Source organism: Halorhodospira sp. M38, assembly GCF_022227985.1.
Classification (GTDB): Bacteria; Pseudomonadota; Gammaproteobacteria; order Nitrococcales; family Halorhodospiraceae; genus Halorhodospira; species Halorhodospira halophila_A.
This window is the reverse complement of record NZ_JAJNQP010000019.1, coordinates 38,436-51,905: the sequence shown is the minus strand read 5'-3', so window position 1 is coordinate 51,905 and position 13,470 is coordinate 38,436. Positions and strand designations below refer to the sequence as shown.

General features: G+C 69.6%; 16 protein-coding genes. 7 read left to right on the top strand and 9 right to left on the bottom strand.

Annotated features, from left to right (window positions below; genetic code table 11):
* Window positions 1-9: 9 nt before the first annotated feature.
* The 4 genes from LRA98_RS10685 to LRA98_RS10670 are packed head-to-tail and all read right to left on the bottom strand — an operon-like array spanning window position 10 to window position 3,097.
* Entirely contained in the window at window positions 10-612 is a 603-nt protein-coding gene (locus tag LRA98_RS10685; RefSeq protein ID WP_201172154.1) for an LON peptidase substrate-binding domain-containing protein, read from the bottom strand.
* Window positions 612-1,220, bottom strand: a complete 609-nt coding sequence (locus tag LRA98_RS10680) for a flavin prenyltransferase UbiX (protein ID WP_238634197.1) — start codon at window positions 1,218-1,220, stop codon at window positions 612-614. Before LRA98_RS10680 ends, LRA98_RS10685 begins: the two co-directional genes overlap by 1 nt.
* Complete coding sequence (mpl, locus tag LRA98_RS10675; RefSeq protein ID WP_238634196.1) at window positions 1,217-2,584, bottom strand: UDP-N-acetylmuramate:L-alanyl-gamma-D-glutamyl-meso-diaminopimelate ligase; 1,368 nt, start codon at window positions 2,582-2,584, stop codon at window positions 1,217-1,219. The genes LRA98_RS10680 and mpl overlap by 4 nt, the downstream gene beginning before the upstream one ends.
* 12 nt (window positions 2,585-2,596) lie before the next feature.
* Window positions 2,597-3,097, bottom strand: coding sequence for a hypothetical protein (locus tag LRA98_RS10670; RefSeq protein ID WP_201172139.1), 501 nt, complete (start codon window positions 3,095-3,097; stop codon window positions 2,597-2,599).
* Window positions 3,098-3,319: 222 nt separating this feature from the next.
* Between LRA98_RS10670 and ppa the strand changes: the two genes are divergently transcribed.
* The 7 genes from ppa to purD all read left to right on the top strand — a co-directional run bounded on the left by ppa (window position 3,320) and on the right by purD (window position 9,427).
* On the top strand, window positions 3,320-3,850 hold the full coding sequence (ppa, locus tag LRA98_RS10665; RefSeq protein WP_201172136.1) for an inorganic diphosphatase: 531 nt from the start codon (window positions 3,320-3,322) through the stop codon (window positions 3,848-3,850).
* Window positions 3,851-3,937: 87 nt separating this feature from the next.
* A complete protein-coding gene (locus LRA98_RS10660) occupies window positions 3,938-4,279 on the top strand; it encodes a hypothetical protein (protein WP_201172126.1) in 342 nt (113 codons plus the stop codon).
* A gap of 3 nt (window positions 4,280-4,282) precedes the next feature.
* Window positions 4,283-5,164 (top strand): 50S ribosomal protein L11 methyltransferase, encoded by an 882-nt coding sequence (gene prmA, locus LRA98_RS10655; RefSeq protein ID WP_238634195.1) that lies wholly within the window; start codon window positions 4,283-4,285, stop codon window positions 5,162-5,164.
* A gap of 38 nt (window positions 5,165-5,202) precedes the next feature.
* Complete coding sequence (locus LRA98_RS10650; RefSeq protein ID WP_238640839.1) at window positions 5,203-6,144, top strand: DUF3426 domain-containing protein; 942 nt, start codon at window positions 5,203-5,205, stop codon at window positions 6,142-6,144.
* Between the two features lie 71 nt (window positions 6,145-6,215).
* Window positions 6,216-6,512 (top strand): DNA-binding transcriptional regulator Fis, encoded by a 297-nt coding sequence (gene fis / locus LRA98_RS10645; RefSeq protein WP_201172119.1) that lies wholly within the window; start codon window positions 6,216-6,218, stop codon window positions 6,510-6,512.
* 19 nt (window positions 6,513-6,531) lie between these two features.
* Complete coding sequence (gene purH / locus LRA98_RS10640; RefSeq protein WP_238634222.1) at window positions 6,532-8,115, top strand: bifunctional phosphoribosylaminoimidazolecarboxamide formyltransferase/IMP cyclohydrolase; 1,584 nt, start codon at window positions 6,532-6,534, stop codon at window positions 8,113-8,115.
* Between the two features lie 22 nt (window positions 8,116-8,137).
* Window positions 8,138-9,427 carry a phosphoribosylamine--glycine ligase gene (gene purD, locus LRA98_RS10635; protein WP_201172106.1) on the top strand — a complete coding sequence of 430 codons (1,290 nt, stop codon included), beginning with the start codon at window positions 8,138-8,140 and terminating at the stop codon, window positions 9,425-9,427.
* A 92-nt stretch (window positions 9,428-9,519) separates the two neighbouring features.
* Here purD and LRA98_RS10630 read toward each other — a convergent pair whose 3' ends face one another.
* The 5 genes from LRA98_RS10630 to LRA98_RS10610 all read right to left on the bottom strand — a co-directional run bounded on the left by LRA98_RS10630 (window position 9,520) and on the right by LRA98_RS10610 (window position 13,353).
* Entirely contained in the window at window positions 9,520-9,993 is a 474-nt protein-coding gene (locus tag LRA98_RS10630; protein ID WP_201172104.1) for a phasin family protein, read from the bottom strand.
* A 189-nt stretch (window positions 9,994-10,182) separates the two neighbouring features.
* Window positions 10,183-11,343, bottom strand: a complete 1,161-nt coding sequence (locus LRA98_RS10625; protein ID WP_238636629.1) for a ParM/StbA family protein — start codon at window positions 11,341-11,343, stop codon at window positions 10,183-10,185.
* Between the two features lie 115 nt (window positions 11,344-11,458).
* On the bottom strand, window positions 11,459-12,049 hold the full coding sequence (locus LRA98_RS10620; protein ID WP_238633998.1) for a polymer-forming cytoskeletal protein: 591 nt from the start codon (window positions 12,047-12,049) through the stop codon (window positions 11,459-11,461).
* Window positions 12,034-12,963 (bottom strand): peptidoglycan DD-metalloendopeptidase family protein, encoded by a 930-nt coding sequence (locus LRA98_RS10615; protein ID WP_201172099.1) that lies wholly within the window; start codon window positions 12,961-12,963, stop codon window positions 12,034-12,036. The genes LRA98_RS10620 and LRA98_RS10615 overlap by 16 nt, the downstream gene beginning before the upstream one ends.
* Before the next feature lie 81 nt (window positions 12,964-13,044).
* The gene (locus LRA98_RS10610) at window positions 13,045-13,353 is read right to left on the bottom strand and encodes a hypothetical protein (RefSeq protein ID WP_201172097.1); all 309 of its coding nucleotides are present in this window, start codon (window positions 13,351-13,353) and stop codon (window positions 13,045-13,047) included.
* Window positions 13,354-13,470 lie beyond the last annotated feature (117 nt).

Sequence of the window (13,470 nt, the reverse complement as noted above, 5' to 3'; positions counted from 1 at the left end):
TGCGTGGGGCTAGTCGGCGTCGCCGCGGGGCGGCGAGTCCTGCTCCAGGGCCCGGCGCAGCAGCTCCAGGCGCTCCTCCGGGGCGTCGATCTCCAGCAGCTGCTGCTTCGCCTCGGTGGGGATCGGCAACAGCTCCGATAGCCGCGCGCTGACCCAGCCGGCATCATCGAGCTGGCGGGGCATGGCCCCGTACAGGCCGCCGATCTGATCGAGGATTCGCTCCAGCAGATCGGCCAGCGGGCGGAGCTCGGCGTCCAGTTGCGGCGCCGGCGGGTCGGTCAGCCAGCGCACCTGCGCCTGTTGCACCTTCCCCGTCGGGGTCTGCCGCTCAAGGATCTCGAAGCGCCGCTGTCCCTCGACGGTGATCCCCAGCAGACCGTCGCTGCGCTGGTCCCAGTCGATGATGCGCACCTCCGTCCCCACGGCGTGGGGACGGGCCGGCAGCCCCGCCTCGCCGCCATTCTCGATCAGGCAGATGCCGAAGCCGGTGTTGTCGTTGCGCAGGCAGTAGGTGACCAGATCCAGATAGCGGCGCTCGAAGATGCGCAGCTCCAGTCGCCCACCCGGGAAAAGCACTGTACGCAGAGGGAACAGCGGCAGCTCATCGTCCATCAGTCGCTCTCCTTGCCCCAGCGGGGGCCCAGGTCGTGGGCCACATCCAAGTGGTCCAGGATCCGTGCCACGACGAAGTCGATCAGATCCTCGACCCGCTGCGGCCGATGGTAGAACCCCGGGTTGGCCGGCAGGACCACCACGCCGAGCCGCGTCAGGGACAGCATATGCTCCAGGTGGATCGCCGAGAGCGGGGTCTCCCGCGGAACCACCACCAGTTGACCGCGCTCCTTGAGTACCACATCGGCGGCGCGCTCGATCAGGCTGTCCGAGTGTCCGCCGGCGATCGCCGCCAGGGTGCCGGTGGTGCAGGGGCAGACCACCATGCGTTTCGGGGCTGCCGAGCCGGAAGCCAGGGGTGCGGTCCACTGCTGATCACTGTAGACGTGGAGCCGCGCCGGATCGATGTCTAGGGCCCCGACCAGTTGGCGGTGCAACTCGGCGCTGCGCCGGGGTAGCGGCGTGTCCGTCTCCAGTCCGGCAACCACCCGGGCAGCATCGGAGACCAGCAGATGGACGGTCTCGCCCGCCCCGGCGAGGGTCTGCACCAGGCGCAGACCGTACTGCAGGCCAGAGGCCCCGGTTAGGGCGACGCTGACCCCGCTCATGCCGGGGCGCTCCCGGCCTCCAGGCCGGCCAGCAGTCGTTCGTGGATGTTGCCGAAGGCGCCGTTGCTCATCACCACCAGGCGGTCGCCAGGGCGCGCCTCGGCCAGGGCGAGCCGGGCCAGGTGGTCGACCTCGGCGGCGGTATGCAGGCGCCCTCCCAGTGGTGCCAGGGCCTCGGGGACGGACCAGGGCAGGTCCGGTGGGGTCAACACGAAGGCGTGGTCGGCGCGGGCCAGGGCGTCGGCCAGCTGCCGGCGGTGGATGCCCAGGCGCATGGTGTTCGAGCGCGGCTCCAGCACGGCCAGCAGTCGCCGCCCCGGGGCGGCCAGGGCCTCCAGGGTGGCGGCCACGGCGCTGGGGTGGTGGGCGAAGTCGTCGATGACCTCGACCCCGCCGACGCGGCCGCGCACCTCCAGCCGGCGGCGGACGCCGGGGAAGGCGTTCACGGCTTCCAGGGCGGTGGTCGGATCCGCCCCGGCCCCGGCGGCAGCCGCCACCGCCGCCGCGGCATTGGCCAGGTTGTGGCGGCCCGGCTGCGGCGGATGCAGCGGGCCGAGCGGAGTGCGCCGGTGCAGGAGTACGGCGCCGGCGTCAGGGCCGTCGTCGGCGGTGATGCGCCAGTCATTGTCGGCGCCAAAGCCGATTCGCTCCAGCCGCGACCAGCAGCCGCGCGCGACGACGGCGGGCAGGTTGGGGTCATCGCCGTTGATGAGCACGCGGCCGTTGCCGGGGACGGTACGCACCGCATGGTGGAGCTGCGTGGCGATGGCCTCCAGATCCGGGTAGATGTCGGCGTGGTCGTACTCCAGATTGTTCAGCAGCAGGACGCGGGGCTGGTAGTGGACGACCTTGGCGCGCTTGTCGAAGAAGGCCGTGTCGTACTCGTCGGCCTCCACCACGAAGGGCGAACCGGTGCCTAGCCGGGCGGAGCGCTCGCTGAACCCCGGGGCGCCGCCGATCAGATAGCCCGGGTCGAGGCCGCAGCGCTCCAGGGCCCAAGCGGTCATCGAGGCGGTGGTGGTCTTGCCGTGGGTGCCGGCGATGGCTACCACGCAGCGGCCGTTGAGGACGTTCTCCGCCAGCCACGCGGGACCGGACTGGTAGGGCAGCCCGCGGTCCAGGATGTGCTCGACAGCCGGGTTGCCGCGGGAGAGGGCGTTGCCGATGACCACCCGGTCCGGGGCGGGTTCCAGGTGGGCGGCGTCGTAGCCGGGTCGGACCGGGACGCCCGCCTGGTCGAGGATGTCGCTCATCGGTGGCCACGCCGCGCTGTCGCTGCCGTCCACCGCGTGCCCGCTCTCCCGGGCGAGGAGGGCGACGCCGCCCATGAACGTGCCGCATATACCGAGGATGTGTATCTTCATGGACCGTCCCGATCAGTCGGCGGCCAGCTGGACCACCTGAAAGCTGAGGAAGCTGTACGCCAGCGCCAGGAGGATGCCGAGCGCCAGGCGCATCTCCAGCGTATGCCGGAAGATGTGCCCGAGGATGGCCACCTGCCAGAACCAGAGCAAGAGGATGCCGGCGGCGGCGCCCTGGGCCTGCTCCGCGCCGTAGGCGGCGATGGGGAAGGTCATCAGTGTGACCGGGATGCCGATCAGCACGTCGGTGCCGAACATCGCCGTGGCGCTCTGGGTGAAGCGCGGGGTTAGTCCGCGCAGCAGGAGCAGGGCGTAGAGGAAGGCCAGGCTGAAGCCGGTCGCGACCACCACCTGCAGGCCGACGGTGCCCGTGTCCGGGAGGTTGTCCGCGGCGATGTAGGTTAGGATCATGCTCGCCCCGATCAACCCGAGCAGGTGCGTGGCCGAGTAGGGCAGATCCTGGGGACCGTCGCGAAAGAGGCAGATCCCCACCAGTTTCTGCAGCAAAGGACCCATGCTCTCCCCCTGGGTGGTTGTTCGGCCCAATCATACCGCATGGCATGGCGGCACGATGCCGCCGGTTGACGTCGACGCCGGGGTGCGCTGGCATAGGGCCCCTTACGGGGCGGCCGGTTGCGCCGCGGCCTTGCTTGCCGCGGCGCAGCAACGGCGTTACAGTTCGCCCCTGTCGAACCGTTCCTCGATACGCAAACGTCCTCTACTGAACGGAGTAACTGCATGAGCCTCGATTCCGTGCCCGCCGGGCGGTCGATTCCGGACGATATCAACGTCGTCATCGAGATCCCGCTCCACGGCGGCCCCGTGAAGTACGAAGTGGATAAGGAGACGGGTGCGCTCACCGTCGATCGCATCATGGCCACGGCCATGCACTATCCGTGCAACTACGGCTTTGTGCCGCAGACGCTGGCCGATGATGGCGATCCGGTAGACGCCCTGGTCATCACCCCCCTGCCGTTGCAGCCCGGCTCGGTGATCCGCTGCCGCCCGGTGGGTGTGCTGGAGATGGCGGACGAGTCCGGCGAGGATGCCAAGCTGATTGCGGTTCCGGTGGACAAGCTGACCACCGACTACAGCGAGGTGAAGGGGCCCGACGACCTGCCGCCGCGCCTGCTGCAGGAGATCAGCCACTTCTTTGAGCACTACAAGGATCTTGAGCCCGGCAAGTGGGTTCAGGTGCGCGACTGGAAGGGCGCCGACGCCGCGCGAGCCGAGATCGAGCACGCGGTGTCCAACTACCGGAATCAGTAGCAACGCAGGGAGCGTTGCCCGACTCAGGGGGCCAGTGGAGCGGCCGATAACCCGTGAAGCGGTATCGACGTTCGGAGGTGGTGAGCGATGGCTCGCGCCCTTACGGCAGAGCGACTCAAGTGTGAGAACGCCACGTTCCAGGGGACCGGTGGCGTCAGCGCTTGCAACCGGGACCACGGCTTCCGCCCGGCCTTCCTGGACACCGAGACGGGGACGATCTACCTCTCCTGCAGCGGGAACGGGCAGCCGGCCCCCTTTCACCGCCTCGACGGTCTGCCCGAGGAGCTGATCAGCGAACGCGACGACCGCGGTCGGGTCATCGCGGTGAAGCAGCGGGTGGTCTCCGGGTTCGAGCGCGACGGCTGCTTCTATACCCGCGAGCAGGCCGCCTGCTTCGTGGTTCCCCCGACCCCGCGACAAGGTTCCTGAGTCGTGGCGCAGCTGCAGGTTACGCTGGAGGTCGCCGCCGGCGACCTCGATGCCGTGGATGGCGCCCTGGAACTGGCCGGGGCGCTGTCCCAGACCTACCAGGCCGATGACGGCACCGTGCTCCTCGAGCCCGGCGTGGGCGAGCACCCGATGTGGGAGCGGGTTCGAGTTGCCGCGCTGTTTCCTGCCGGGACCGATCCCGAGGACCTTTACAAGCTGCTCGCCGGGCAGCTGGGCGAACGTCTGCAAGGCTGGCAGGCGGAGACGCTGGAGGATCGTGCCTGGGAGCGCGAGTGGCTCGACCACTTCCGCCCCATGGCCTTCGGCGAGCGGCTTTGGATCGTCCCCACCGGGAGCGAGCCGGAGCTGCCGCGCGACGCCGTGGCCATCCGCCTCGACCCGGGGCTGGCCTTCGGCACTGGCACCCACGAGACCACGGCGCTGTGCCTGCAGTGGCTTGATGGCGAGCCGATCCAGGGGCGTGACGGCCTCGATTTCGGCGCCGGCTCTGGCGTCCTGGCCGTGGCTGCGGTACGTCTGGGCGCGGCCCGCTGCATGGCCGTCGATAACGACCCCCAGGCAGTGATCGCCAGCCGCGAGAACGCCGAGCGCAACGGTGTCGCCGATTGGGTCCCGGCGTACGCCGTCGATCAGCGGCCGGCGTATTGCGCCGATTTCCTCGTCGCCAATATCCTTGCATCGACGCTGGTGGAGCTGGCCGGTGGACTGCGTAGCGGCGTTCGCGTCGGTGGGCGCCTGGCGCTCTCCGGGATCCTCCTGGGGCAGGAGCAGCAGGTCATGGATGCCTTCCAGGGCAGCATCGCCTGGGATGCGCCGCAGACTCGCGGCGACTGGGTGCTGGTCAGCGGCACCCGCACCGCCTGAACGTCGGTCGCCGGATTTTCCAACAACGAGGGAAGCCCGTGTACACCCAGTGCCCTGGATGCGGGACGATCTTCGCGCTGCGTGCGTGGCAGCTTCGCCAGGCGCGCGGTCGGGTTACCTGTGGCCTGTGCCAGACCACCTTCGACGCGGTTCAGGCGCTGAGCGAGGACTTGCGCGGCGAGCCGGGTGCCGCGACGACCGACGGGGCCCCGCCGTCCCGGTCCGCCGGTGGGGACGAGGTGCGCATCCCCGCCCTGGGACCGCAGATGTCGGCCATCGGCCGAATGCTGCCCGACGACAGCGGCGATCGGCCGGTGGACCTGCAGGCCCTCGTCGGTGAGCGCTCGACCGCGGGGGAGCGCTCAGGTTCCGGCCCGGAGGCGGCGGATCGGGCAGCCGAACCGGGGGGGTCCGAGGCCGACTGGGAGCAGGTCCTGGCCGAGCTGCGTGCCGGGCAGCGTCCCGCCCGCGCCCCGGGGGCTGGCACGAGGCCCAAGCGGCGCCTCTGGATGACCGCCGCTGGCGTGCTGGTTTTGGCGGCGGCCCTGGTCCACGGCTCGTATCTCTACCGCGCGCAGCTGCTCGAGCTGCCCGGGGCGCGGGCGTGGCTCTCGGCGGTCTGCGCCGTGTACGACTGCCAGCTGGAGACCGCGGCGAGCTACGACGTCATCGAGGTCGAGGAGCGCTGGCTGGAGCCGGATCCGCGTCGGGACGATGCGCTGATGCTCGGCGGGGTGCTGGTGCACACCGGCGAGCGGCGCCTGCCCTATCCCGAGATGCGGCTGACACTGCGGGATCTGGACGGCCACGTGACCGGCGAGCGCTGGGTTCGCCCTGAGGACTACGTGGCCGACAGCCGTCTGCGGGCGCGCCTGGGCGCGGGCATGGAGCCGGGGGCTCGGATCCCGGTGGAACTCTACGTGGCAGAGCCCGACGGCGGGGCCGAGAGTTTCTCGCTGTCATTCCGACCGGTCGAGTAGGGCCGCCAGGGCCCGGGGGGCCGCCGGTCGGCTCTGTTATCCTTCCAGACAGACATGAATGGGGGTGATGCATGCAGGACGGCAAGGGACCCGGTCCCGGACAGGGTCCTGGCAGGGGCGGCGACGGCGAGGTGGGGGGGCCCATCCGCGAGGCGGTCAGCCGCGCCCTGGATGACTATTTCAGGGAGCTGGACGGGCACGACTGCAATGGTCTCTATCGGCTGGTGCTCAACGAGGTGGAGGTTCCGCTCCTCGAGTCGGTGATGGACTACTGCTCTGGCAATCAGACGCGGGCTGCGCAGCTGCTCGGCCTTAATCGGGCGACCCTGCGCAAGAAGCTGCGCGATCACGGCATCGACTACAACTGAACAACCCGGACAATCCAATATGGCGACTAACGACGGCGTGCGGCCCCTGCGGCGGGCCCTGATCAGCGTTTCCGACAAGAGCGGGGTGGAGGGCTTCGCCCGGGCCCTGCATGAGCAAGGCGTCGAGATCCTCTCGACCGGTGGTACGGCCCGCCTGCTGGGCGAGGCCGGTATCCCGGTGCGTGAGGTTTCGGCCGAGACCGGCTTCCCGGAGATCATGGATGGCCGGGTCAAGACCCTGCATCCGCGCATCCACGGCGGGCTGCTGGGGCGGCGCGGCACGGACGACGCGGTCATGGACGAGCACGGCATCGGGCCCATCGACCTGCTCTGCGTGAACCTCTACCCCTTCGAGCAGGCCGTCGCCGCCGAGGATTGCACGCTGGCCGAGGCCATCGAGAACATCGACGTCGGCGGGCCGGCCATGATCCGTGCTGCGGCCAAGAACCACACCGATGTGGCGGTGGTCACCGAGGCTGCCGCCTACGATCGGGTCCTGGACGAAGTCCAGCGCCTCGGCGGGACCAGCCGGGCCCTGCGTCACCACCTGGCAACCCGGGCGTTCAGCCACACCGCACGCTACGATGGCGCCATCGCCGCCTACCTGAGCCAGCGCGACGAGCAGGGCGAGCAGCAGGGCGATTTCCCGGGTATCTGGACGTTGCAGGTGGAGAAGATCGCGGATATGCGCTATGGCGAGAACCCGCATCAGTCCGCTGCCTTCTACCGTGACGTCACCCCCGGTGAGGCCAGCGTCGCCACGGCGCGCCAGCTCCAGGGCAAGGCTCTGTCCTACAACAACGTCGCCGATACCGATGCCGCGCTGGAGTGCGTCAAGGGGTTCGAGGCGCCGGCCTGTGTCATCGTCAAGCATGCCAACCCCTGCGGTGTGGCCTGTGCCGAGACCCTGCGCGAGGCCTACGACCGGGCCTTCGAGGTCGACCCGACCTCGGCCTTCGGTGGCATCATCGCCTTCAACGACACCGTCGACGCCGAGTTGGCCGGTGCCATCCTGGATCGCCAGTTCGTGGAGGTGGTCATTGCCCCGGCGGTCACCGACGAGGCCCTGTCGCGCTTCTCCGCCAAGGCCAACGTGCGCGTGCTGCAGACCGGCCGCTGGCCGCGGAAGGCTGGCGCAGATCTGGAGTTCAAGCGGGTGCGCGGCGGTCTCCTGGTCCAGGATCGAGACACCGCAGTGGTCGATCCGGCCGACCTGCGGGTGGTCACCCGGCGTCAGCCCACCGACGCCGAATGGGCCGACCTGCGTTTCGCCTGGGAAGTGGTGCGGCACGTCAAGTCCAACGCCATCGTCTTTGCGGGCGGGCAGCGCACCCTCGGTGTGGGGGCCGGGCAGATGAGCCGCGTGTTCAGTACCCGGATCGCCTGCGAGAAGGCGTCGGATGCGGGGCTCGCCCTGCAGGGCTCGGTGCTCGCCTCCGACGCCTTCTTCCCGTTCCGGGACGGAGTCGATCAGGCCGCCGAGGCCGGTGCCGCGGCGCTCATCCAGCCCGGTGGCTCGATGCGCGACCAAGAGGTGATCGACGCCGCCGACGAGCATGGCCTGGCCATGGTCTTCACCGGGATGCGCCACTTCCGCCACTGAACGCGGCCAAGCGAGGTAGAGGATGAAGGTACTGGTTATCGGAGGGGGCGGTCGCGAGCACGCCATGGCCTGGGCCCTGGCGCGCTCGGCGCAGGTCGAGGAGGTGCTCGTCGCTCCCGGTAACGCCGGCACCGCCCGCGAGCCCGGGGTCCGGAACATCCAGGTTGGCGCGGAGGACGTCCCGGCGCTGGTCCAGCAGGCCCGGGAACAAGCGGTGGCCTTTACGGTGGTTGGGCCCGAGGCACCGCTGGTGGCCGGGGTGGTGGACGCGTTCCAGGAGGCGGGGCTCCCCTGTCTGGGCCCGACCGCGGCCGCCGCGGAGCTGGAGGGCTCCAAGGCCTTCGCCAAGGCCTTCATGGCCCGTCACGGGATCCCCACGGCGGCCTACCGGACCTTTGACGATCTGGGCGCGGCCACCGACTACATCCGGGAACACCCCGCGCCGATGGTCATCAAGGCCGATGGGCTGGCCTCGGGCAAGGGTGTCGAAGTGGCGGCGACCAAGGATGCCGCCCTGCTGGCCGCCGAGCGCATGCTCTCAGGCCAGGCCTTCGGGGACGCCGGTGCGCGCGTCGTGGTCGAGGAGTGCCTGCAGGGCGAAGAGCTGAGCTTCATCGCCCTGGTCGACGGCGAGCATGTGGTGGCGATGGCCAGTTCTCAGGATCACAAACCGCGGGACGACGGTGATGAGGGGCCGAACACCGGGGGGATGGGCGCGTACTCGCCGGCGCCGCTGATGGATGAACGGCTCTACCAGCGGGTCATGGACGAGGTGATCCGGCCCACGGTCCGCGGGCTGGCCGCCGAGGGGCGGCCCTACAAGGGGTTTCTCTACGCCGGGCTGATGATCGACGACGAGGGCCATCCGCGCGTCCTCGAGTACAACTGCCGCCTGGGCGACCCGGAGGCGCAACCCCTGCTGATGCGCCTGGATGCGGACTTCGCCGAGCTCTGCCGGGCTGCCCTCGACGGCCGGCTGCCGGAGGTGGCGCTGAGCTGGGATCCGCGCCCGGCGGTCGGCGTGGTGATGGCGGCGGCCGGCTATCCGGGGCCGGTGGAGCGGGGCGATGTCATTGAAGGGCTCGACGACGCCGAGCACACCGGCTGCAAGGTCTTCCACGGGGGCACGACCCTCGACGCCGACGGCCGGGTGGTGACCAACGGCGGTCGGGTGCTCTGCTGCTGCGCCCTGGGCGAGCGTGTGGCTGCTGCGCAACAGGCCGCTTATCGCGGTGTCGCCGCCATCCACTGGGAGGGGGTGTTTTACCGGCGGGACATCGGTGCCCGGGCCATTGCCCGGGAAACCGGCTGACCCCCCCCCCGGTGCCCCGTTGCGGGGGCTGAACGAAACGGAGCCGGCGCCCCGCGGGGCACCGGCTCCGTTGTCGCGAATCCCCGGAGGGGTTACGCGGACTTCTTGCTGCTGCTGCCGGAGGCGGCGGAGCCACTGCCGCTGCCACCCGCCGAGGCACCACCGCTGGCACTGCTGCCCGCGCTGCGGCCCTTGCCGGTGGCCTTCTCGGCCTGGCCCTGCATCGTCTCGGTCATGGCCGTGACGTTCTCCTGGGCGATCTTCTGTACTTCCTCGCCCATGTTCTTGCTGATGTCGGCCAGGGTGCTGGCGTTTTCGGTGAACTTGTTGCTCATCGTCTGCACGACCTTGCCCTGGTCGTTCAGGTAGTTCTGGAAGCTCTCCGGATCACGGACCTCCATGGCCTTGCGCATCTGCTCCATGGCCAGGTCGGTGTAGGAGCGCGCCGCCTCCAGGTTCAGGTGAGCGACCTTCTCGGCGTGGTCGAGGAGCAGCGCGTTGAGCTTGCGGCTCGGCTCCATCATCTTCTGGAACTGCTGCATGGTCTTGTTGAGCTGGTCTTGCATGGGTCTCTCTCCTTGTTGAAGCTGCTCGAGGCATGACCGCTCGCCATGCCTTGTGCGATGCAACATAGCACCACCCGTGTTGCGTTGCAACAGCAGATTGACCCACGCCAAACAAAAAGGGGCCGCGCCAGGCGGCGCGGCCCCTCGGTCCGATCCGCTCGCCGGGGCGTGGGCCCCAGCGGGAGGCGGTCAGCCCTCGCTGCCGCTGCGGGCCGGCGGCACGGCCGCGCCGTCCCCGCCGCTGTCGCCCCCGCGGCTGTAGGTGGTACTGCCGGTGCCGTAGCTGCCGGAACGGTAGTCCTCCTGCGGGGCGGCCTCCTGCTCGGCGGCGTGGCCCATCTCCGCGGCGCGCTGCTGGGCGTTGAAATAGGCCCAGTTGAAGTAGCCGCGGGCATTGGCGGTGACGGAGTCCTGCGCCAGCTGGGCCTGGGAGAGCTCGGGCCGGAGGTAGCGCTCGAGCACCCGGCCACCGCCACCGGTGATGATGATGTGGTCGTACTCTTGGATCTGCCACATCGAGCGGGCCTCGACCAGCAGTTTGGTGGCGATGTCGCCGAAGATGCGGTCGCGGAGCTCGACGATGTCTACCGGTCGCCCGTTGACGTTGACCTGGCCCTGGATGATGGCCTCGTCCAGCGTGTACTGCTCGCGCTCGAGCCCGTACTGGGTGGAGAGTTCCTGGGCGATCTCCTCGTAGCCGAAGGAGATCCCCAGCGGCACCGTCTTGCAGAAGCCCGGGGAGTACTCGCCGTCGATCACGGTGGCAAAGTCGCTGGTGCGGAAGCCGATGTCCATGATGCCGACGCGGCCGTTGAGCAGCGGGTGATCGCCGCGGATCTGCCCGCGGTCGTCGAGGACCTCGGCCCAGAAGCTGCCCACCGGCTGCGGGACCACCTCGATGTTCTCGAGCCGAATGCTGACCCCGAAGCGGCTCGGGCCGACGTGGCGGATGACCTCGTGGTCGCCGCGCAGCTGGCGGACCAGGTCGTCGGCCATGTGCATGCGGCCTGGTGGCAGGCCGGTGACCACGTGGAAGTTGTTCACCGTCTCGCGGGCGTAGAGGCTGAGGGCGCCGAGGAAGAGGATCTTGAGGTCGTCCCCCTCCGCGCGGGTCGGCGACAGTCCCCGGTGCGCCAGGCGCGAGTGGCGGATGGCGTAGTCGCCCAGCAGATAGCTCTTACCACCGTAGGTGATGCGCAGCTCGCTGCTGCCGCTGCGCTGGGCCACGCCCAGGGACATCGGCATGCCCGACTCGCCCTCGCCGACGACGCTGGGGAATACGTGCCCCTCGCGGCCGTCATCGATCTTGATGAACCCGTACCCCATGTCCAGGCCAATACAACGTTCCACGGCGTCTCCCCCTCTGTTGCCCGTTCGCCGTCTCTGTCTGGGCGCTCAGAAACCCTGAATCCCCCAGGCGGATACCGGCCATGCTAGCACACGCCGCCGGCGGGCCCGCCACAGATCAGCGCCGCCCCCAGAACGTCTGCCTCGGCTGGGGGCGGACATTGCGCGACGGCTCCTCTTCTTCCTGCTCCTGCCTTCCCTGCGCTTGCTCAGGTTCCTCCGCCGGGCCGTGCGCTTCCTCCCGGTGCGGCTCGGGCCCGGGGTCGGCTCGCGGCGGTTCCGGCTCGGGCTCGGGCGGGGTGTCCGTCGTCGGGGTGGCCCCGGCCTCGGTATCGGCCCCGGTCTCCGCCTGTGCTGGCGCCTGCGCCTGTTCCGGCCCGGTCAGTTGCGACTCCCGGCCGGCTTCATGCTGCAAGGCGGCCAGTGGCACCTCGCGCCGCGGATGGCTCTCGCCGAGGAACTGGCCGCCGGCCTCGATGATGAAGTCGTCGCTGTGGAGCTCGCCGAAGACGCGCCCCTCGGCGACGATCTCGAGGCTGGCGCAGTCGATCACGCCTTCCACGTAGCCACTGACCAGCAGACGGTGGGCCTTGATATTGCCCTCGAAGCGGCCGGTGTGGCCGATACTCACGTCATGGTCCGAGACGATGGTGCCCTTGATCTGCCCGTCCAGGTGCAGGTTCGACTCCAGGGTCAGTTCTCCGACCAATCGCGTGCCGTCGCAGATAACTGTCGTTCCAGGGCTTCGGCTCTTCGATTGATCCCCTTTGCCAATGATTCCCATTTTACGCGGCCCTCTTCTTCAAAGAGCTCTTCATAGTTCTCCAGGCTCCAGTCCAGAAACGGTTCCGGGTTCAGCTTGCGCTGGGTGTGCCAGATCTCGTAGTGCAGATGGGGGCCGTTGACATTGCCGGTGGCCCCGGAGCGGGCAATGACATCGCCCTCTTCGACGAACTCGCCGGTCTCCACCTCGATCCGGCTCAGGTGGGCGTAGTGGGTCTGGAAACCGAAATCGTGGGCGAGGATGACCAGCTTGCCGAGCCCGCTGCCCTGGTGCTTGGCCGCAAAGTTGACTACCCCGTCGGCGGTGGCGACGATCTTCTCGCCCACCGGTGCGCGCAGATCGACCGCGGCGTGGAACGAGCGCTCGCCGGTCACCGGATGGGTCCGCCAGCCGTAGCCGCTGGTGATTCGTGACTCCTCTTGGAGGGGCCAGCCGCTGGGGATGGTTCGCAACATCAGTGCCTTCTCGAGCGCCGTCTGGCCGGCGGTGTCGAGCCGCTCGCGGCGCTTGGCCTCCGGCTGGGGATCGAGTCCGACCAGGGTCTCGATGTGGCCGAGCTCGAGATCCATGCGGTGGATCTCTTGCTCCCGCTCGCTGACCAGCTCGCGGAGTTCCTCGTTGCGCCGCTCGATCTGGCGGGCGGCCTCGGCCTTGTCGGCGCGGACCTGGTTCAGTTCGGTGATCTTGTCGTTGAGCGCATGGAGGGCGAGGGCGCCTGCGAGCAGCACGAGCGCCAAGCCGCCGGCCAGGGCCAGCGCGAAGCGCTTGGCGATCTGGTGCAGCGAATAGTGGCGGGCGCCGCGGAAGTCGGTGATGGTGACCGTGAAACGATCCTTCACGCCGTCTCTGCTCCCCTATGGCGAACGGGGCGCTCCCGGGGGCGCGGCGGTTCCTGCCGCTTTTGCCGGGGCGGGCTCAACTCAGCGCCGCGGATGACGCGGATCGTCCTCTGAGCCGCGGCTGTACTCGCCCTCGATGATCCGGCCACGGGTCGGCGTGCCGGATCGGCGTGCCGGGTCGAAGCCTTCGCCGCGGGCGGCGGCGCGACGCATCTGGCGGCGTAGCCACCACGTGCGGGCGGCGATGATCACGGCACCGATGAGGGCCAGACCGAGCATCACCGCCAGCACGACGATCCCGAGCGTTGCCGCCAGGGCGATGACGGCGATGGCCCCGATGACGCCCGCGACCCGCGCGATCGGCCCGCGTTCGACGTTCTGCATGCGCATGGGGTTTCCCACCTGCTTGACCTTTCAAAGGGCCAAGGATAGCCGGCCGACCAGCCCGCGGGCTACCCTGACTGCGGGGCCGGGGCCGTCCCCCGGACGAACGTCGTCGCCCACACC

What these genes read in the sequence shown, in the direction of transcription:
- LRA98_RS10685 (WP_201172154.1), bottom strand. Translation starts at nt 612, where the DNA reads ATGGACGATGAGCTGCCGCTGTTCCCTCTGCGTACAGTGCTTTTCCCG.
- LRA98_RS10680 (WP_238634197.1), bottom strand. Translation starts at nt 1,220, where the DNA reads ATGAGCGGGGTCAGCGTCGCCCTAACCGGGGCCTCTGGCCTGCAGTAC.
- mpl (WP_238634196.1), bottom strand. Translation starts at nt 2,584, where the DNA reads ATGAAGATACACATCCTCGGTATATGCGGCACGTTCATGGGCGGCGTC.
- LRA98_RS10670 (WP_201172139.1), bottom strand. Translation starts at nt 3,097, where the DNA reads ATGGGTCCTTTGCTGCAGAAACTGGTGGGGATCTGCCTCTTTCGCGAC.
- ppa (WP_201172136.1), top strand. Translation starts at nt 3,320, where the DNA reads ATGAGCCTCGATTCCGTGCCCGCCGGGCGGTCGATTCCGGACGATATC.
- LRA98_RS10660 (WP_201172126.1), top strand. Translation starts at nt 3,938, where the DNA reads ATGGCTCGCGCCCTTACGGCAGAGCGACTCAAGTGTGAGAACGCCACG.
- fis (WP_201172119.1), top strand. Translation starts at nt 6,216, where the DNA reads ATGCAGGACGGCAAGGGACCCGGTCCCGGACAGGGTCCTGGCAGGGGC.
- purH (WP_238634222.1), top strand. Translation starts at nt 6,532, where the DNA reads ATGGCGACTAACGACGGCGTGCGGCCCCTGCGGCGGGCCCTGATCAGC.
- purD (WP_201172106.1), top strand. Translation starts at nt 8,138, where the DNA reads ATGAAGGTACTGGTTATCGGAGGGGGCGGTCGCGAGCACGCCATGGCC.
- LRA98_RS10630 (WP_201172104.1), bottom strand. Translation starts at nt 9,993, where the DNA reads ATGCAAGACCAGCTCAACAAGACCATGCAGCAGTTCCAGAAGATGATG.
- LRA98_RS10610 (WP_201172097.1), bottom strand. Translation starts at nt 13,353, where the DNA reads ATGCGCATGCAGAACGTCGAACGCGGGCCGATCGCGCGGGTCGCGGGC.